Genomic DNA, 19,289 nt, shown 5'->3' with positions numbered 1-19,289 from the left:
GCCACCCGGCAATCAAGGCGCACGATAAAACGGTTTATCCCCCAAAATTGTCGCACGCTGCATGATCCGACGCTGCGGCAGGTAATCCGCATTGGCGTAATGCTGTGTGACGCGGTTATCCCAGATGGCGAGGTCATTTTCCTGCCAGCGCCAGCGCACCTGGAACTCAGGTTTGGTGATATGGGCGAACAGGAAACCTAACAGCGCTTCGCTCTCTTTCTCTGACACATCCACAATCCGCGTGGTAAAGCCTTCATTCACGAACAACGCCTGTTTGCCCGTCACCGGATGCGTGCGCACCACCGGGTGCAGCAGCGGCGGATGCTTAGCGACAGCCTCCTGCCAGCGCTGATGCTCCTCTTCGCTTTTACGGTATTTGTACTCCTGGAACGATTTCTTAAAGTCATGCTCTGCCCGCAGCCCACTCAGCAGCGTCCGAAACGGTGCCGACAGCGCCTCAAACGCCGCTATTCCGCTTGTCCATAGCGTATCGCCACCCGTCTCCGGCAACAGCTTCGCCGCAAGGATCGCCCCGGCAGGCGGGGTCTCAATAAAGGTCACATCCGTATGCCAGTTGTCGTTATCCGGTGGGTTATCGTTGTGGGTATCCAGAACAATAATTTCCTCCACACCTTCGGCGTGAGGATAGACCGGATGGATATGCAGATCGCCGAAGCGCAGTGCCAGCGCACGCTGCTGGTGCGGCGTGATCGCCTGCTCGCGCAGGAACACCACCTGATGACGCAGCACTGCGTGGTACAGCTGCTCAAACTGGTTATCGCTCAGCGGGCGGGTCACATCCAGGCCCGACACCTGCGCGCCAATGTACGGCCCCAGCGGGGTAATGATCAGACGTTCACTCATTGTATTTCTCCATGCCAGGGTGTCAGGCGGCGCTGTAGCGCACGCAGCCCCAGTTCTAATCCAAAGGCAATCACGGCGATCACCGCAATCCCTGCCAGTACCACGTCAGTCGCCAGGAACTCGCCCGCCGACTGCACCATAAACCCCAGACCGCGGGTTGCGGCAATCAGCTCTGCCGCCACCAGCGTTGACCAGCCCACCCCAAGCCCGATCCGCAGCCCGGTTAAAATCTCCGGCAGTGCGCCGGGTAAAATCACAAACAACAGCACCTGCGTACGACTGGCACCAAGAGACTGTGCGGCGCGAATGCGCACCTGCTGGGCACTCTTTACCCCCGCCAGCGCGGACATCGCCACAGGCGCGAAAATCGCCAGATAAATCAGCAAGATCTTGGAGGTTTCGCCAATGCCAAACCAGATAACCATCAGCGGCAGATACGCCAGCGGCGGCACCGGACGATAAAGCTCAATCAACGGGTCGAGAATGCCGCGCACCGTGGGGCTCAGCCCCATCGCGATCCCCACCGGTATCCCGATAATCACCGCCGCCAGCAGCGCCACCAGAATACGGGCCAGGCTCGCCGCCAGATGCTGCCACAGCGTGGCATCCATAAACCCCTGCGGCCCGGCAATGGTGATAAGTTTGGCCAGCACTTGTCCCGGCAGCGGCAGGAACAGCGGGCTAATCCACTGCTGGGCGGCAACCGCCCACCACACCGCCAGTAACACCAGCAGCGTACTGACGCTCAGCGTGACCTGACGCGAAAACGGCCAGCGTAAACTCAGGCGAGGACGACGTGTTTTTTCACTGAAGACAATGCTCATGAGAACGCCTCCCGTTGTTCAAATACGCGGCTCAGCACGTATTCACGTTGTTCGATAAACAGCGGGTCGGACTTAATGCTGCGCACCGGTTCTCCCGCCACGTAGCGACGGGCGAAATCGAGCGGCAGGCGCTCCAGCACGCGCCCCGGCCCCGGCGATAACAACACCAGCTCGGTCGCCATAAACACCGCTTCTTCGATGTCATGGGTGATAAGCAGCACCTGCTTACCGGTTTCGTGCCACAGGCGCAGCAGCAGGGTTTGCATCTGCTCGCGGGTAAAGGCATCCAGCGCGCCAAACGGCTCATCCAGCAATAACAGTTGCGGATTGGCCGCCAGCGCCCGGGCAATCCCGACCCGCTGACGCTGGCCGCCCGAAAGCTGCCAGATAAAGCGTTTTTCCGCCCCTTCCAGCCCGACTTTTTTTAGCATCTGCCGTGCGATATCCAGCCGCTGTTCGCGCCCTACCCCCGCCAGTTGCAGGCCAAACGCGACGTTTTCCTGCACATTACGCCACGGCAGAAGCCCTTCATTCTGAAAGACCACACCACGCTCAGCGCCGGGGCCGTCTACCCGTTTCCCTTCCAGTTGAATAGCGCCATGCTGATAAGGGACAAACCCGGCAATCAGGTTCAGCAACGTGGTTTTACCGCAGCCGGATGGCCCCAGTACTACCAGCAGCTCACCGCTGTCCAGCGTCAGGTTGATATCCTCCAGGGCCGGTTTTCCGCCATAGCTGGCGTGCAGGTTTGTAATATTCAGCATGGCTGCCTCCTTATTTCACGAAGCGGTCGGTCACGTACTGGCTATAGTCGGCCGCCACCGCAGGCACTTTGCCCTGCTCTTTGAGGAATGTGGCGGTGTCCAGAATCGCTTTGTTCACTGGCCCCGTCAGCTGTTGAACCTGCTGCGCGGGTGTGAGGTAGGTATTCCCTTTCACCAGCCCCGGCACATCGGCTTCCGGCACGCCGCTCAGACGCGAGAGTTTTTCCAGGTTAGCGGGTTGTTTGAGCCACTCATCGGGGTTGCTGATATAGGGTTGCTGCGCATCGATGGCGCTTTTCGCGAAGGCTTTCACCACATCAGGATGTTTTTCCGCGAAGTCTTTACGCACGACCCACACGTCGAGTGTCGGTGCGCCCCACTGCCCCACTTTTTCGGAGTCGGTCAGCACGGTGCCCTCTTTTTCGAGCTCGTTCACGGCCGGTGCCCAGACGTATGCGCCGTCAATATCGCCACGCTGCCAGGCCGCAATAATCGCCGGGGGTTGCAGGTTAATGATTTGCACCTGTCCCGGCTTAATCCCCCAGTGTTTCAGGGCGGCGAGCAGGCTGTAGTGAGTGGTGGAAATAAACGGAACGGCAATGCGCTTGCCAATCAGATCTTCTGGTTTAGTGATGTTTTTCTTCACCACCAGCGCTTCAGAGTTACCCAACTGAGACGCCAGCAGGAAGACTTCAATCGGCACCTGCTGGCTGGCCGCGACCGCCAGCGGGCTTGAGCCGAGGTTACCAATCTGCACGTCACCAGAAGCCAGCGCACGCACAATGGCCGCCCCGCTGTCGAATTTGCGCCAGTCCACTTTCGCACCGCTCTCTTTGGCGAAGGTGTTATCTGCCTGCGCGACTTTTGCCGGCTCCGCAGAGGTTTGATACGCGACGGTGACATCCACCGCCTGCGCCTGAAATGCCCACAGCGCCAGTGCGCCGAGTAAAGTAATACGCGATGAAATTGCCATACTGTCTGCTCCCCTTGTCGTTATGGAGGCAGTATTTCCGGCAGCCGATTTTTGATAAAGGAATAAAAAAGAATCGTTAATAGCGATTCGTTTTTAGATAAAAATCGGGAAAGGAAAGTGAATTTTGTGCGGTGTTTTTTTGCCGGGTGGCGGCTACGCCTTACCCGGCCTACGGTGAGTAAAATATGTAGGCTGGGTAAGGTGTAGCCACCACCCGGCGAAGGCCTCAGCGCTGAGACGTTAGCTCAGCAATATCTTTCGGCGTGGTGCGACAACATCCACCAATTAATTTTGCGCCTGCCGCCAGCCACTGCGGTAAATAACCCGCCAGCGTTTCATAGGCTTCACCGTGGTGGTGCCAGGTTTTCGTCACTGCATCATAGTGCTCACCGGAATTGGGATAAACCACCAGCGGCAGTGAAGTCAGGCTTTGCAGATAATGCAGCGCCGCCGTAGTGTTCTCCAGCGCGATACAGTTAATACCCAGCGCCACAATCTGCGGGTAGTGCGCCAGCTCTGCAATCACTTCACTCAGCGGTGTGCCATCGCTTAAATGCTCGCTGTCGCGCAGGGTAAACGAGAACCACGCGCGGGCGCGCGGATACTCACTCAGCAACGCGGCAAGGGCTTTACTCTCGGCAAAAGAGGGCAGCGTTTCACAGGCCAGCAAATCGGCCCCGGCATCCAGCAGCGCTTCCACGCGTGGACGGTGGAACGCGGTAAACTCTTCTGCGCTACGCACATAGTCACCACGGTATTCTGAACCATCCGCCAGATACGCGCCGTATGGCCCTACAGAACCCGCCACCAGCAGCGTGCCCGCGTGTGGGTTTTCAGCCAGGTAGGCTTCGCGCGCTTTGCGCGCCAGCTCCACGCTTTTGCCAATCAGCGTGCGGGATTGCGCATCATCCAGGCCGCGTGCCGCAAAACCTGCGGGTGTTGCCTGGTAACTGGCGGTAATCGCCACCTGCGCCCCGGCGCGGAAATAGTCGAGGTGCACTTCACGGATAAGTTCCGGGTTTTCTACCAGCACTTTGGCCGACCACAGACTATCGGCAAGGTTACAACCGCGCGCTTCCAGCTCCGTTGCCATCGCCCCATCCAGAATAACAAAGGGTTGTGTTTCAAGGATGGCGCTCAGCGGATTATTCTGCGACATGTTCAGGCTCCTGCGTTGTCAGATTTCGGGTCAGGTAATACGCACCATAACACAGCGCGACGAAGGGTATCCCGCAGTAAAGAGCGATTCTCTGGCTGGGGTCAAACGCCAGGCCAACGCAGGCTACCACGCACAACACAAACCCGAGCACCGGCACCAGCGGATACCACGGCGCGCGATACTGCAACGCAGACAGCGGCTGGCCAGACTGCACATGGCGACGGCGGAAAACAAAGTGCGATGCGCAGATGCTTATCCACACCGCCACCACCGCGAAGCCGGAAATCGCCGACAGCGCCACAAACACCGTGTCTGGTGCCACTACGCTTGAGAACAGCGCCAGCACGCCGCCCAGCATAGAAACGGAGAGCGCCGTCAGCGGTACGCCATTTTTATTGACGCGGGCAAAGCAGCGCGGCAGCGTTTTCTCGTTCGAGAGCGACCACAGCATCCGGCCCGAGGCATACAGCCCGGAGTTGGCCGCAGAGAGGATCGCCGTCAGGATCACAAAGTTAAAAATGTCTGCGGCATAAGGGATGCCGACCTTTTCAAACACCAGCACGAACGGGCTCTTTTCTACACCCGCCTGCTGCATCGGGATAAGCGCCGCCAGCACAAACACGGTGCCGATAAAGAAGATAATCAGACGCGCGATGGTGGTGCGGATAGCCACCGGGATCACCTTATGCGGGTTTTCCGTCTCCCCGGCCGCAATGCCGATAAGCTCGGTGCCGGAGAAGGCAAAGTTCACCGCCACCATGGTCATCAGGATCGGCAGGCCGCCGTGCGGGAACCAGCCTTCAGACGTGATATTCGTTAAGCCCGGCGCCGGTGAACCGTCCTGCATCGGGATAAAACCAAAGATCGCCGCGCCGCCAAGAATAATAAAGGCGATGATGGTGATCACTTTGATCAGCGAGAACCAGAATTCCCCTTCGGCAAAGAAGCGCGTGGAGATAACGTTCAGACCAAAAATCACCGCACAGAACACCACACACCACGCCCAGACGGGCACCTGCGGGAACCAGTACTGCATACAGAATCCGGCGGCGGTAAAGCTCGAACCGAGCGCCACCGTCCAGGTGAGCCAGTAAAGCCACGCCACGGTGTAACCGGTGGCCGGGCCAAGATAGCGGGCAGCGTAAACGTGAAACGCGCCGGTTTCTGGCATCGCGACGGAAAGCTCGCCCAGACACTGCATCACCAGCCAGACCACCAGCGCGCCAATCAGATACGCCAGCAGCGTGCCCGCGGCCCCGGTTGTCGAAATAATGTATCCGGTATTGAAAAATAACCCTGTGCCAATCACGCCACCCAGCGAGAGCATAATCAGGTGGCGTGTTTTCATGGTGCGCTTAAGCTGCCCATTTTCTTGTTGTGTTTGCATATTACCTTCTATACGTATGGACATCTAAACATCCAAAGAAGGTGTGTTATACCGCGATTGTTAACAAAAAGCTAGCCGTGGACCAGGCGCAGACGGGCACGCCGCGCGCTAAGACGGGGATGAGTTGTCAGGATCACATAGAGAATGGGTCGCCAGGCCATAAGCACCTCCGTAAGCAGATACTTAGAGCATGGCGCGAGAGACTGAAATCCTCGGTCAGTCGAAAGTGGGATCTGCTGGCTACCAGCTAAACCGCCGGCAGGCCTCGCGCAGGCGAATCAAAAACTGGCGGGCATTGGTGGTCATCGCCGATTTTTGCGACCACACCGCGCAATACTGGGCCGAGGGCAACTGGGTTATCGGCAGCGCCACCAGCCTGTCGTCAAGCTGCAACGGCTGACACATCGCCCTGGCGACCACCGTCAGATAATCGGCGTTGAGCACCATATTCAGCCCGGTGATCACGGAGTCCGTGCGCAGCGGAGTGACCTCCACCTGGCGGTAAAAATGGCTCAGCTCATTTTGCAGTTGCTGGTAATACCCCATAGAGGACTCGGGCAGCAGCCATTTGGCCTGGCGCAGCGCCAGAAGATTGTCGGCGTTTGCCAGCGGGTGTCCTTTGCGGGCAATAATACAAAACGGCGAGGTGAACAGCGGCTCGATCATCACCCCTTCCGGCGGCACCATGGGATCAACAGACCCAATGGCGATATCGATTTCGCCGTTACGCACGCCTGGCAGCAGCGAAGAGAGCTGCCCCTCTTTGACCGTCAGCAGCACCTGCGGCAGCGTCTGTTTAAAGGCATCGGCCACACCGGGAAACACGGTCAGGGCAATCAGCGATGAAAACCCCACCGTTAGCCGCCCGTGGGTATAGTGATTAATCTGCTCCACCTCTTCGGCGGCGCGTTTTAGCTCTTCAAGCACCCACTCCGCCCGCTGCGAAAAGGCGATCCCCGCTTCCGTCAGGGCAATGCCCTCTTTACTGCGTAATAAAAGTTGTGTGCCTAAAGTTTGCTCAAGCTCACGCAAGGTACGGCTTAAACCGGGCTGCGAAACGCCCAGCTCACGCGATGCCGAACGAATACTGCCGCTACGCGCGACCTGACGAAAAGCCTGAAGATGGCCAATTTTTGGCAAATATTTCATCACCCACCCTATAACAAAAAAGCATCACCTATAGAAAAATTATATCTTCCCGCCTTTTCGGTAAACCCCTAGATTCAGAGGGCACACAACCTCTCTCATCGCACTCTGACGCCAGGCGGAAAACATAATGAAAAGCCAGTCACAGATGATTTTTTTACTCTTTATCGGCTATGTCGTGGTGTATATCGATAAAACCGTGATGGGCTTTGCCCTGCTGCCCATCGAAAAAGAGTTCGGGCTGAGCACCGCGCAGCTTGGCTACATTACCGGGATCTTCTTTCTCGCCTATTCGTTGTTTCAGGTGCCCGCAGGCTGGCTGAACGACCGTATCGGCTACAAACCCATGCTGATCATGTCCCTGTGCGCCCTGGGGATCTTCGCCCTGTGCTTCGGCGCGCTGGGGATGAGTTTTGGTCTGCTGCTGGTGTTCCGCTTTCTCTCAGGCGTGGGGCATTCCGGTTACCCCTGCTCGTGCGCCAAAGCGGTAGTCAGCAACTTCACGCTGGAAAAACGCACCTTTGCCCAGTCGGTGCTGCTCTCTTCCGCAGGGCTGGCGATGACCGTCGGGCCGATTGTGGCCGTCTCGGCGCTGGAACACCTGGGCTGGCATCTCTCCTTTGTTTCATTAGGGATCGTTGCCTGCGCCATCGCATTGCTGATCGCCCTGCGCGTGCCGTATCACAAGCCTGCGCCACGGCCGCAATCGCAGGAGCGCAGCGGCGTCCTGTGGCGTAACCCCACGGTACTGCTGCTGTTTATCTCGGTGTTTTGCGTCAACATTCCAAGCTATGGCCTGATGGCCTGGCTGCCAAAATTCTTCGTGCAAAGCATGGGGATGCCGCTGGAAGTGTCAGGCTACATTGTGGCCGCAGGCGGCGCGGGGATTTGGCTCTCTTCGCTCTGTACCGGCTGGCTGGTAGGCAAGTATTTCCACAACCGCGAGCCGCAGGTGATTTTGGTCTGCGCGCTGATCAGCGCCGCCGCCATTCTCGGGATTTTCCATACCTCGACCGCGCTATCCGCCAGCGCCCTGCTGTTTGTGGGGGAGATCTTCCTGATGGCGACCTTCGTGACCGCCTTCACCCTGCCGATGAAGCGCCTGCCGGAAAGCACCATGGGCTCGGCGATTGGCCTTATCAATACCGGCGGCACGCTGGGCGGTTTCGTTTCCCCGGTGGTGATTGGCTATCTGGTCGGGCAAAGCCACAGCTATGAAAGCGCATTTATTTTCCTGTCACTGGCGATGGTGTGCGCCGGCGTGGCTATCACGCCGTTAATCAAAAAAACTGCCACTTCGCAACCCGTGACTGACTGAAGGAGACTGTGATGAAAAGTACGATTGAAAACCTTATCCGCGACGTCAATGAAGATGTGATCCGCTGGCGCAGACATATTCATGCCAACCCGGACCTCTCTTTCCAGGAGAAACCGACAGCGGATTATATCGCCCGCGAGCTGGCAACCCTGCCGGAGCTGGAGCTGAGCCGCCCGGTAGAGAACAGCGTGATTGCAGTACTGCACGGTGACAAACCCGGCCCAATGTGGGCGCTGCGTGCGGACATCGACGCCCTGCCGTTACAGGAAGAGAGCGGCGAAACCTTCAGTTCAACCAGAGCTGGCGTGATGCACGCCTGCGGCCACGATGCGCACACCGCAATGCTGATGGGCGCGGCGAAGGTTCTTTGCCATCTGCGCAGCCAGCTGCACGGCAGCATCAAGTTTATCTTCCAGCCAGCCGAAGAAGTGCCACCGGGCGGCGCGCGTGAGCTGGTCGAAAAAGGCGTGGTCGATGATGTGGAGAAGATCTTTGGCCTGCACGTTTTCCCGACCAGTCCGACCGGCAAAATCACGCTGAAAGAAGGGGTGTATGTCGCCTCCAGCGACAACTTCGATATCACTATTTATGGTCAGGGCGGCCACGGCTCGATGCCGCAGTTTTGTATCGACCCGGTGGTTATTGGTGCTGAAGTGGTTACTGCTCTGCAAAACGTGGTGGCGCGTAATCTCGACCCCATCAACGCCCCGGTGCTTACCATTGCCACCTTCCAGGCGGGTGACAGCTATAACGTTATCCCGGACAGCGCCCGTCTGGCAGGCACCGTGCGTACCCATAACCAGCAGGTGCGCGAGCAGGTACCACAGCTGATGCAGCGCATTGTTGAAGGCGTAGTGAGCGCCCACGGCGCACGCGCTGAGATCCGCTGGCAGCAAGGCTACGCCGTTGGCAACAATCACGCCGACACCAATGCCATCGCCAGAGCGGCAATTGCCGAACACTTTGGCGACGATACCCTGCAACTTGCCGACCGCGCCCTGTTTGGCAGCGAGGATTTCTCCTCTTATCAGGAGAAAATCCCCGGCTCGTTCCTGTTTATCGGCTGCGGCAACCAGGAGAAAGGCGCGGTGTGGAACGTCCACAACCCGCATTTCCGCATTGATGAGGCGGCGCTGGCAGTGGGCGTGAAAGCGCATATTGCGCTGGTCAGCTCGCTGTTTGAGGATATCTGACTATTTTTTCTGCGCCAGCAGCATGGCGAGAGTGGCAAACAACGCGATGATCCACGCCATTGTCCACGGCGTGCCATCGCTCAGTGTCGCCAGCAGCAAGGACGAAACAATGCCGCTGCCGTATTGCAGGGAGCCAATCAGCGCAGAAGCCGACCCTGCATTGCCTGGCACCGCATCCAGCGCGGCAGCGGTGGAGCTGGCGGCAATAATGCCGTTCATCGAGAAGAAGATAAAAATCAGCACCACAATCAGGGCAATGCCGCCCACATGGAACCAGACGCTGGCAGCCATCGCCACGGCGGCAAGCGCCGCGACGCCTGAGGCATATTTGAGCAGTATCTCAAGCGAATAGCGATTAACCAGCCTGCGGTTCACAAAACTCATGCCCATCACACCCACGATATTAACGGCGAACAGCCAGCCGTAATATTGCGGGGCGACGCCGAAGTAGCGAATATAAACGAACGGCGAACCGGTAATAAACGCGTAGGCCGCCACGTAGTAGCTGGTCAGGCTGAGGGTGAACTGCATAAATTTGCGGTTACGCAGCAGCGCGGCATAGTTTTTGAACGCCCCTTTTACCGAGGCCTTAACGCGTTTCTCTTCCGCCAGCGTTTCTGGCAGCCACCACAGCGAAGCAAACATCAGGATGCCAATCACCACCAACAGCCAGAAGATGCTGTGCCAGGAGGTGAATTTGATCATCTGCCCGCCAATCAGCGGCCCGGCAATCGGGGCGATGGCCATCACAATCACCAGCGTCGACAGCATTTGTGCCGCGCGGGTACGGCTGAACAGGTCGCGGATCATCGCTCGCGCCAGCATCGGCCCGGTGCAGGCGCCTAACGCCTGAAACACCCGCCAGAAAACGATATGGGTAATGTCGGTCGCCAGCGCGCAACCCGCCGAACCAATCACGAACAGCGCCATGCCGATAAACAGCGGAATGCGGCGACCGAGGTGATCGCTGACTGGGCCCCAGATTAACTGAGCGATAGCAAAACCGATTAAAAAACCGGTGATGGTCAGTTCGGCATTGCCGTGAAGATCGGCCGTCATCACTGGCATGGCGGGCAGGTAGATATCAGTAGAAAGTGAGGTGAACGCCATTAAGGCGCTCAGGATCAGCACAAAGGGTAAACCAGTGGTTTTGGGGGAGGTCATAGCATTCCGGGTATTATTGCGTTGGGTGATAATAATAATCGCAATGGAGTGTTGAATAATCAGGGGTAAATGGGATGTGGTTATGAGTGGTATTCATAATTCTCCTACCGCACAATTATTGGTAAATCCCGTAAACGGTTCTATAGTCGACACTGTTTCTTAGTTACAGGATCAACTGATGCGATTTAACGGACTGACCAAAGGTTTCTTTCTTTTCATTCTCGCCCTCGTCACCTGGGCCTTCTTTGATGTGCTGTCGCCTTACTTCTCTGCGATCCTCTGGGCCGCGATCCTGACCATCATCTTTAACCCGGTAAAAAACAAGCTGCGCGCCGCGCTGGGCGATCGTAACGGGCTGGCGTCGCTTTTGACCATTGGCCTGATTTGTCTGATCGTCTTTATTCCACTGATGGTGATCCTCTCGTCACTCGCTATCGAGCTGAACGTCGTGTACACCAAGCTTCAGCAAAACAACACGCAGTTCCCGGAAGTGGTTGCCAGCCTGTTTGCGCACCTGCCGGGCTGGGCCAGCGGCTTCCTCGCCGATCATAATCTGGATAACGCAGCGCAAATTCAGAAAAAACTCTCTGATGTGGCCTTACAGGGCGGGCAATATCTGGCAGGGAGCGCATTCCTGATCGGCAAAGGCACATTCGGCTTTGCTATCAGCTTCGGCATTATGTTGTATCTGCTGTTTTTCCTGCTCAAAGACGGGCCGTACCTGGTCCGGCAGATCCTGGATTCCCTGCCGCTTTCTGATTTTGCCAAACAACATCTGTTCGCTAAATTCGTGGGCGTGTCGCGCGCCACGGTGAAAGGCACAGCGGTTGTGGCGGTGGTTCAGGGGCTGCTTGGCGGCATTGCGTTTGCGATTGTGGATATTGATGGCAGCGTTTTGTGGGGCGCACTGATGGCATTCCTTTCCCTTGTGCCTGCCGTGGGGTCGGCCATTGTCTGGGTGCCCGCCGCTATCTTCCTGTTTGCCACCCACCAGCTGTGGCAAGGGCTGTTTATTGTCGGTTTCTTCGTATTTATCGTCGGGCTGGTGGATAACATTCTGCGCCCGCTGCTGGTCGGTAAAGACACCAAAATGCCGGACTATCTGATCCTTATCTCAACACTTGGCGGAATGGAGCTTTACGGCATCAACGGTTTTGTCATTGGCCCACTGATTGCCGCCCTGTTTCTGGCCTGCTGGAATCTCTTCTCCGGCCGCGACCATGAGGGTAACGCCGAGGAGCTGGACCCTGACTTTATCGAAGAAGGGAAAAGCCCTCCAGATTTATAGTGTATTGACGATAACGATCACACCAGACGGCTTCGCGCCGTCTTTTTTTTCGCGAGAAATCAGCCGTTTTCTATAATTTCAAAGATGCTATCCCACTTAAGTCGTAAAAGGATCTAACCGGTGAGAATTGCCACGATCACTAACTGGGCATACGGTGCAACGGTATGCCTGACTATCGCCTCTGGCATCGTCATGCTGATGGCTTCAAACGCAGACACTGTCGAGCGTCAGGCCGTCCTGCAACGGCAGGTTTTTGATCAACTCACTGAAGATGTTGAAACCGATGCCTGGGCGTTATCCGACTTAGCCCGGCTGTATGTCGTCAAAAAAGAGCCGCAAATACTCAGTGAATATCGCCAGAAAGAGGGGTCGTTACAGTCCATCGAGACCCGTCTGTCCCGGCTGAAAGACAACGGGGCGACAGGCGAGGAACTGGCGTTATTGCATGAAGGGTTAAAAATAATTGATGAACTACAGGACGAGCAGCAATCAGCGATAGCCAGCGTGGCGCGCGATGAAGCCCCGCAGGCCGTCGCGCTGCTGTACGGCGGGCCGTATGAGCAGGAGCTGGATCGCGTTCAGAACCAGATTGACCATTTCCGCTTGCTGCTGGACAAACGCGCCCGTACCGCGGTGGCGGATGCCACCAAAACCTCCAAAAACCTGCGCACGCTGTCTGAAATCATGGTGGGCGCCACCGCCCTGCTGTTTTTGTTTGTGCTCGGGTTCATCTTAAAGCGCCGTGTGCTGCGCCCGGTTGTGCGTCTGAGCGATGTGGTGCATCGCCTGGCATCGCAAGATTACGCCGTTGAAACGCCCAACTTTAACCAGATTGATGAGATTGGCGATATGGCGCAGGCCATTCACATATTCCGGGAAAACGGCCTGGCCCGCCAGCGGCTGGAAAAAGAGCGCGATGCCGACTGGGCCATCCGTGAACTGCTGGCGCGCATGACGCAGCGGCTGCAAGGCTGTGAGAATTTCGCCGATGTGATTAACGTCGCGGAGCTGTTCGCCCCGAATATTGCGCCGGGCATCGCCGGGCGCTTATACATTCTCGACCGCGATCCGTGGCAGATGCGCTGCGTGGCCGAATGGCTGTCGCCAGAGGGCAAAAATACGCCGTTCCACCCGGACGAATGCTGGGCCGTGCGCCGTGGTCAGAGCCACCCGCCGGTGAATGGTGAGCCGGATATCGCTTGTTATCACTTGCCGGAGTCCAGCCTGAATAACACGCTGTGCGTACCGCTTATCGCCCAGGGCGAGGCCATTGGCTTGCTCTCTTTCCAGAACATTACCCCGGAAACCGCCCCTTCCCGGGCGTATCTGGAGCTGATGGCCGAGGCGCTTGGGCTGGCGCTGGCAAACCAGCGACTGCGCGATGCGCTGCTTGAAAAAGCGTTGTTCGACCCACTCACAGGCTTACGAAACCGCCATCATCTGGAAGACACGCTGCGCACGCAGATGGCACATGCAATGCGCAACCACGAGCCGATGAGTTGTCTGATGATTGATATCGACCACTTCAAGAGCATTAACGATCGCTTTGGCCACGAGGCGGGAGATCAGGTGATAAAAAGTGTGGCATCGATTGTTCAGCGTGCCGTGCATGACGGTGGGCTAGCCTTCCGCTATGGCGGGGAAGAGTTTCTGGCGATCCTGTCCGGGGCGAATGAAGACGCGGCGCAAGCCTGCGCAACGGACATTTTCAATTCCGTGCATGAGCTGTCCCTGCGTTACGGGCTTTCTGAAATTGGCCCGGTGGATGTCTCTATCGGTATCGCCAGTTATCCGCAACATGCCCAAAGCGACAGCCTGCTGCGCGCGGCAGACGTGGCACTGTACCGCGCGAAAGAGCTTGGCCGCGCCCGAATTGTCAGTTTTGGGATGCTGGAGACGGGCTGAGTGTTTTCAGGAGAACCGGCATGAACCGTCGCCACTTTCTGATGGGGTTAGCGGCCGCCGTTGCCCTCCCCCACAGGGCGTTTGCCGCGTTTGCACCGGAACAGTTTATGCAGATCCCTCTCTGGAACGGCACACCGCCGGGCGGCGGCGGGCCAACAGGGCCGCGGATTGCATCGCCTTCTGGCGCAATACGACACATTTCGGAACCGGATCTTAGCGTACTGACACCGCGCGCGCGCAACGGGCATGGCGTGCTGATTGCCGCAGGCGGCGGCTATAAACAAATCCAGACCGGTAAAGAAGCCCTGCCCGCCGCGCACTGGCTGGTCGCGCGCGGCTATACGGCGTATATCCTTACCTATCGCCTGCCCGCAGAGGGCTGGCACGACGGGGATCGGGTAGCCTTGCAGGATGCCCAGCGGGCGCTGCGGATTATCCACCAGCGGGAGAAACAGGTCAGCGTGCTCGGGTTCTCTGCGGGCGGGCATCTGATGGGCATGGCGGCTACGCGGCCAGACTTTCGTACTTATCCCGCCCGGGACGAGATTGATGAGCAAACGGCCAGGCCCGATCGCGCCGCGCTGATCTACCCGATTATCACGCTCGAAAAACCGTACACCCATACTTCAACGCACAAAATTCTGGTTGGGCCACACGCCAGCGCCACAGAAGAAGCCGCGTGGTCGGTACAGAACTTTGTCTCACCCGATACGCCCCCCTGTTTTATCGTGCAGGCGAGAGACGACCCGCTTTCCGATCCGCACAACGCTCTGATCATGTATGACGCCTGTGTGGCAAACCATGTCCCGACCGAGTTGCATCGCTACCCGACGGGCGGACATGGCTTTGGTATGGGGCGACCGGGAACAGAAACGGTTGCATGGCCGGGTGAGTATGCGCGCTGGCTGAATACAGCACCTGCGTAAAAAACCGCTCTTTTATCTCGCGTCCTCACCGCATTATTGAGCTTCCTATTATCAGGGGTATTAAAAGCAACATATTGACCACCCTCGATATTTTCCTTAAGAAATACGCCCTTGTTGCCGATACCTGATTCTCCAGGCGGTAATTTACTCCGCCAGGTGCTTTCTGACATGACCTGTCAGAAAGCAAGAGTAGCCTTAAGGAAAAACTGTCAGGGGAGCACGCATGAGCGGACATGAGGTCATGGTTCAACGGATAACCGTCATTATTTCGGCGCTATATCAGTACGGTTATGTCTCACGCCAGAAACTTCTGGATGAATTTAATATCAGCGAGCGTACGCTGTATCGTGATCTTAACCGCCTGGGCGACCGAATCATTCATGATGGTAACGGTATTTACAGGCTGTCCCCCGCGTATGCCAGACCCCAGACTCTTAAAGAGTTGCAGAACCTAATCAGCCTGCTGGGCATGGAGGAGTTAATTCCTGCCAATAAGCTCATTCTCAAGCCTGATTTATCATCGCTCAGCATCCGTACTCTGCCCGGCGATCCTGACGCTAAACGCGCGCTGGAAAATAACTTCAGTCTGTTTGATAAAGCCATTCGCCAGAACAGCATCTGCGAATTCCACTATAAAAATACGCTGCGCACCGTTGCCCCTTATCAGTTGATTAATATCAAAGGCGTGTGGTATCTCGGTGCGGTCGAGAACGGCAATGTGAAGGGATATCAGCTCAGTAAAATCCGCTGGCTGAAACTGCAAACGGAACATTTCACCCCGGAGCCGCACATCGCGAAATATTTCGCCGAAGAAGATGACGTGTGGTTTTCTCTGGATAAGCAGAAGGTGCACATCAAAATTGCGGCAGAAGTCAGTTATTACTTCCAGCGCCGCTGCGTACTACCCGCGCAAAAAATTATACGACAAGAGCCGAACGGCGATGTGATTGTGCAGATCGAGATGGCGCATGAAAACCAGCTATTTCCGTTACTTCGATACTGGTTCCCGAATCTCACCATTATTTCTCCGGTTAGCCTGCAACACCATTTTATCCAGAAGCTCACTCAGCAGATGGCAGAAATGGAAGCGGCGGGCAACGGGACACGTTTAGACCACACAGAGCAGAAATAAATCATGTTACGCGGGACAGAAGAAAAGAAGCGTTAGAAAACCTTTCCCGGGCCATTTCCCGGGAAAACGTTGAAGTGATACAGCCATATTTCACAGCCATAAATTTGTCAACCACCTGAAAGTCTTATTTCCAACCGTAAATATTTATTATACCGAGAGGCTTTTAATCCGACGGGCTTAATTAAAGGGGGGAAGAGTATAATAAACAGGTCAGACACTAATACATTTTCATTATAAATATCTCCCCGACCAGGGTTGATATGTTTTTTCATACCGAATAATTACAAAAAATTACGTTCGCATCAGGAGTAAAAATATATCATGCATAGCTTTTAAAAAGTGTAATTATTCAACCAGTTATGTCTTTTCAAACATGACAACCAGCAATTAATCGTGGTTATCATGTTAATGAAGACGCCCTAAATTCTGAATCCTGACTCCACTTCTTTGTGTATACTGTTGTTTAAGCCTGCCGTTATTGGTATGTTGTTTCTTATTTATTCTGAAGGCATGACTGTTTGAACAGTCGGATACTGATGACAACATCAATGTTCTATCCCTGTTCATTGAATATATAGAAATCGAATGAATTTTCCGTGAAACACGTATCGGAATATCCATTGATAATATCGCTTTACCGTTGAGATTTTCGCTATCGCATTTTGCCATTACTTGTATTTATGTGGTTGAAACAATTCAGAATCGGTCGTTGTTGCATGGCTTACAAAGCGTATGACTTAGCTGTACTTTCTGGGGCGACGTGTTAAAAGGGTAATATATCCTGTACACGATCCGCTAAGTCCACAAAACAATAAAATTGTTTACGAACAATCAAGGCAAGCGCAATGAAAATTTTATTAGTGAATAAGTTCTTTTTTATCAAAGGCGGTGCGGAAACCGTTTATTTTCAGGAGCGCACCATGCTGAAACAGGCGGGTGTCCAGGTGATTGATTTCTCCATGCAGCATGAAAAAAACATCCCTTCTGATTATGCGGAGTATTTCATCAGCAATGTCGATTACCATCAGGAGAGTAATCTTATTGGGGGGCTCAAAACGGCGGTGAATTTTATTCACAATAGCCGGGCCTGTAAAAAGATGCAGGCGCTACTGGAAAAAGAGCGCCCGGATATCGTCCACTTCCATAACATCTACCACCAGATGACACCATCGCTTATCAAAGTCGCACGCAATTTTGGCTGCAAGACGGTGCTGACCGCGCACGACTATAAGATTGTGTGCCCCGCCTACTCCATGCTGCGCGAGGGTAAGGTCTGTGATGCCTGTATCACCGGATCGGTTTTCAATGCTTTTAAGCATAAATGCCAGGGCGGTTCGGCCTCAAAGAGTTTGCTGCTCTCGTTAGAGGCGACCTGGCAATATATCGCACAAAATTACCAGGCTCTGGATGTGATTGTTTCACCCAGCGCCTTCTTACGCGGCGTGTTACTGCGTACTCTGCCTGATTCACGTATCGATGTGATCGTGAATGGCGTTGATGATAGCCATCCCGTTGAGGACGTGAGCGATGACGGCTATATGCTGTACTTTGGCCGCCTGAGCCATGAAAAAGGCGTGGCAACATTGCTGGCTGCGCATCAGAAAATGAAGAATAAGACCCCGCTGAAAATAGTGGGCAATGGCCCGTTGTATGACGAGCTGGTTGCTCGGTACCCGGAGGCTGAGTTTTTAGGGTATGTCCAACAAGGTGATGTGCTCAATTCGCTTATTCAGCGAGCCCGGGCGGTGATCCTGCCTTCGGAATGCAATGAGAACTGCTCAATGGCGGTGTTAGAAGCGATGTCTTTGGGTAAGCCGGTGATTGGATCGCGGATTGGCGGGATCCCGGAACAAATTCGTGACGGAATTGAAGGGATCTTATTTGAACCCGGCAATGCGCAAGATCTGGCGAATGCGATGGATACGCTGGCCGATTGTCAGGAGAAAGCGCGGAATATGGGCTTGCAGGGGCGCAGGCGTTTGAGTGAAGTGTACTCCCTGAACAAACACATGGATTCATTAATGACGTTGTATACAGAACTTCTGAGCAGTCCTCAGCCAGATTTTAGACCTGGCAGCCTGGTACTCGCGAACAACTCTGAAAGACCACTGGTATGAGCAGACCTGTAGCGGGCGTTGCGGCAGAGAGTAGCAGCAAGGAACCTGGAAACCAGACTCCTTGCTGCTAAGCATTACACTTTATAGCCATCAGGATTATTTTTTTGCCAGTTCCACGTATCACGCATCATCTCATCAAGATTGTGGGTCGCCACCCAACCCAGCTCTTTACGTGCCAGAGACGGGTCAGACCAACACTCAGCAATATCTCCCGGCCTTCTTCCGACAATCTTATAGCTGATCTTCTTTTGTGACGCTTTTTCAAAGGCTTCAATAAGATTAATAACGGAATAACCGATACCGGTACCGAGATTAATGATCTTATATGCGTCGCCTTTATCCACGGAATCCAGCGCCGCTAAATGACCGGTTGCCAGATCCATCACATGAATGTAATCACGCACACCTGTACCGTCGGGGGTTGGATAGTCATTGCCGTACACCGACACGCTCCCCAGCTTCCCAATTGCCACCTGGGAAATATAAGGGACCAGATTGTTAGGGATGCCACCAGGATCTTCGCCAATTCTGCCTGAGGGATGTGCCCCAACAGGGTTAAAATAACGCAAACAGGTAATGCGGAACTGAGGCTGTGCGCGTGAAAAATCCGCCAGAATCTTTTCAACCATCAATTTTGATGTGCCGTACGGGTTGGTGCAGCCACCTGTCCGGGATTGTTCACTTAACGGAATTTTTTCCGGGTTACCGTACACCGTAGCGGAAGAGCTGAAAATAAAGTGCTTCACCCCAAACGCTAACATCTCATTGAGTAAGATCTGGGTTCCCGTGACATTATTTTCATAATAGGCAAGTGGTTCTTTGATTGACTCAGAAACCGATTTTAATCCAGCAAAATGAATAACATCGGTAATGTTATGGCTGGAGAAAATAGTTTTCAGTATCTCTTTATTCAGTATGTTATCAATGTAAACCACAGGCTTTTTCCCGGTCAGCTCTGCGACACGGTCCAGCGATTTTTGTGAGGAATTCGAAAGGTTATCGATGACAACAACATCATCCCCTCTCTCCAGGAGTGTCAAAACGGTATGTGAACCAATGTAGCCAGCTCCACCAGTAACAAGAATTGCCATACAGTCTCCAAATATATTTGGTGTAAACAACTATTGAT

The 19,289-nt window shown here is 55.0% G+C and carries 16 protein-coding genes; 7 read left to right on the top strand and 9 right to left on the bottom strand.

All coding sequences use genetic code 11. The features are described 5' to 3' along the window. Nucleotides 1-12: 12 nt before the first annotated feature. The 7 genes from tauD to N1249_RS04520 form a co-directional block, all read right to left on the bottom strand. A complete protein-coding gene (tauD, locus tag N1249_RS04550; protein WP_259834913.1) occupies nucleotides 13-864 on the bottom strand; it encodes a taurine dioxygenase in 852 nt (283 codons plus the stop codon). Further along, nucleotides 861-1,688 (bottom strand): taurine ABC transporter permease TauC, encoded by an 828-nt coding sequence (gene tauC, locus N1249_RS04545; protein ID WP_259834911.1) that lies wholly within the window; start codon nucleotides 1,686-1,688, stop codon nucleotides 861-863. The genes tauD and tauC overlap by 4 nt, the downstream gene beginning before the upstream one ends. Beyond that, a complete protein-coding gene (gene tauB, locus N1249_RS04540) occupies nucleotides 1,685-2,452 on the bottom strand; it encodes a taurine ABC transporter ATP-binding subunit (RefSeq protein WP_259834909.1) in 768 nt (255 codons plus the stop codon). The genes tauC and tauB overlap by 4 nt, the downstream gene beginning before the upstream one ends. A 10-nt stretch (nucleotides 2,453-2,462) precedes the next feature. Then, nucleotides 2,463-3,425, bottom strand: coding sequence for a taurine ABC transporter substrate-binding protein (gene tauA, locus N1249_RS04535; RefSeq protein WP_259834907.1), 963 nt, complete (start codon nucleotides 3,423-3,425; stop codon nucleotides 2,463-2,465). A 226-nt stretch (nucleotides 3,426-3,651) separates the two neighbouring features. Next, nucleotides 3,652-4,584: a homocysteine S-methyltransferase gene (gene mmuM, locus N1249_RS04530; protein ID WP_259834905.1), complete on the bottom strand. Its 933-nt coding sequence runs from the start codon at nucleotides 4,582-4,584 to the stop codon at nucleotides 3,652-3,654. Continuing rightward, nucleotides 4,571-5,971: an S-methylmethionine permease gene (gene mmuP, locus N1249_RS04525; protein ID WP_259834903.1), complete on the bottom strand. Its 1,401-nt coding sequence runs from the start codon at nucleotides 5,969-5,971 to the stop codon at nucleotides 4,571-4,573. Before mmuP ends, mmuM begins: the two co-directional genes overlap by 14 nt. Nucleotides 5,972-6,211: 240 nt before the next feature. Beyond that, nucleotides 6,212-7,120 (bottom strand): LysR substrate-binding domain-containing protein, encoded by a 909-nt coding sequence (locus tag N1249_RS04520; RefSeq protein ID WP_259834902.1) that lies wholly within the window; start codon nucleotides 7,118-7,120, stop codon nucleotides 6,212-6,214. 127 nt (nucleotides 7,121-7,247) lie between these two features. Here N1249_RS04520 and N1249_RS04515 point away from each other — a divergent pair, with 127 nt between their 5' ends. Next, nucleotides 7,248-8,435, top strand: a complete 1,188-nt coding sequence (locus N1249_RS04515; protein WP_259834901.1) for an MFS transporter — start codon at nucleotides 7,248-7,250, stop codon at nucleotides 8,433-8,435. Nucleotides 8,436-8,446: 11 nt separating this feature from the next. Next, nucleotides 8,447-9,628: an amidohydrolase gene (locus tag N1249_RS04510; RefSeq protein WP_259834900.1), complete on the top strand. Its 1,182-nt coding sequence runs from the start codon at nucleotides 8,447-8,449 to the stop codon at nucleotides 9,626-9,628. Here N1249_RS04510 and N1249_RS04505 read toward each other — a convergent pair whose 3' ends face one another. After that, on the bottom strand, nucleotides 9,629-10,792 hold the full coding sequence (locus tag N1249_RS04505) for a multidrug effflux MFS transporter (protein ID WP_259834899.1): 1,164 nt from the start codon (nucleotides 10,790-10,792) through the stop codon (nucleotides 9,629-9,631). It lies immediately after the preceding gene. A 178-nt stretch (nucleotides 10,793-10,970) separates the two neighbouring features. On the opposite strand from N1249_RS04505, the gene N1249_RS04500 reads away from it, so the two are divergent. From N1249_RS04500 to N1249_RS04480, 5 genes are all read left to right on the top strand, one after another. Further along, complete coding sequence (locus N1249_RS04500) at nucleotides 10,971-12,080, top strand: AI-2E family transporter (RefSeq protein ID WP_259834898.1); 1,110 nt, start codon at nucleotides 10,971-10,973, stop codon at nucleotides 12,078-12,080. A gap of 120 nt (nucleotides 12,081-12,200) precedes the next feature. Then, a complete protein-coding gene (locus tag N1249_RS04495; RefSeq protein WP_259834897.1) occupies nucleotides 12,201-13,985 on the top strand; it encodes a diguanylate cyclase in 1,785 nt (594 codons plus the stop codon). 20 nt (nucleotides 13,986-14,005) lie between these two features. Continuing rightward, nucleotides 14,006-14,911 carry an alpha/beta hydrolase gene (locus N1249_RS04490; RefSeq protein WP_259834896.1) on the top strand — a complete coding sequence of 302 codons (906 nt, stop codon included), beginning with the start codon at nucleotides 14,006-14,008 and terminating at the stop codon, nucleotides 14,909-14,911. A 223-nt stretch (nucleotides 14,912-15,134) separates the two neighbouring features. Continuing rightward, complete coding sequence (locus N1249_RS04485) at nucleotides 15,135-16,043, top strand: YafY family protein (protein ID WP_259834894.1); 909 nt, start codon at nucleotides 15,135-15,137, stop codon at nucleotides 16,041-16,043. A gap of 845 nt (nucleotides 16,044-16,888) precedes the next feature. Then, entirely contained in the window at nucleotides 16,889-18,160 is a 1,272-nt protein-coding gene (locus N1249_RS04480; RefSeq protein ID WP_259834893.1) for a glycosyltransferase family 4 protein, read from the top strand. A gap of 74 nt (nucleotides 18,161-18,234) precedes the next feature. Here the strand turns inward: N1249_RS04480 and galE are convergent, their stop codons facing one another. Then, entirely contained in the window at nucleotides 18,235-19,251 is a 1,017-nt protein-coding gene (gene galE, locus N1249_RS04475; protein ID WP_259834891.1) for a UDP-glucose 4-epimerase GalE, read from the bottom strand. Between the last annotated feature and the right edge of the window lie 38 nt (nucleotides 19,252-19,289).

The sequence above is a fragment of the Enterobacter sp. CP102 genome (genome assembly GCF_025152625.1).
In the GTDB taxonomy this organism is placed as follows: Bacteria; Pseudomonadota; Gammaproteobacteria; order Enterobacterales; family Enterobacteriaceae; genus Enterobacter; species Enterobacter soli.
The sequence above is the reverse complement of the archived record's forward strand: the minus strand, read 5'-3'. Positions and strand labels throughout refer to the sequence as shown.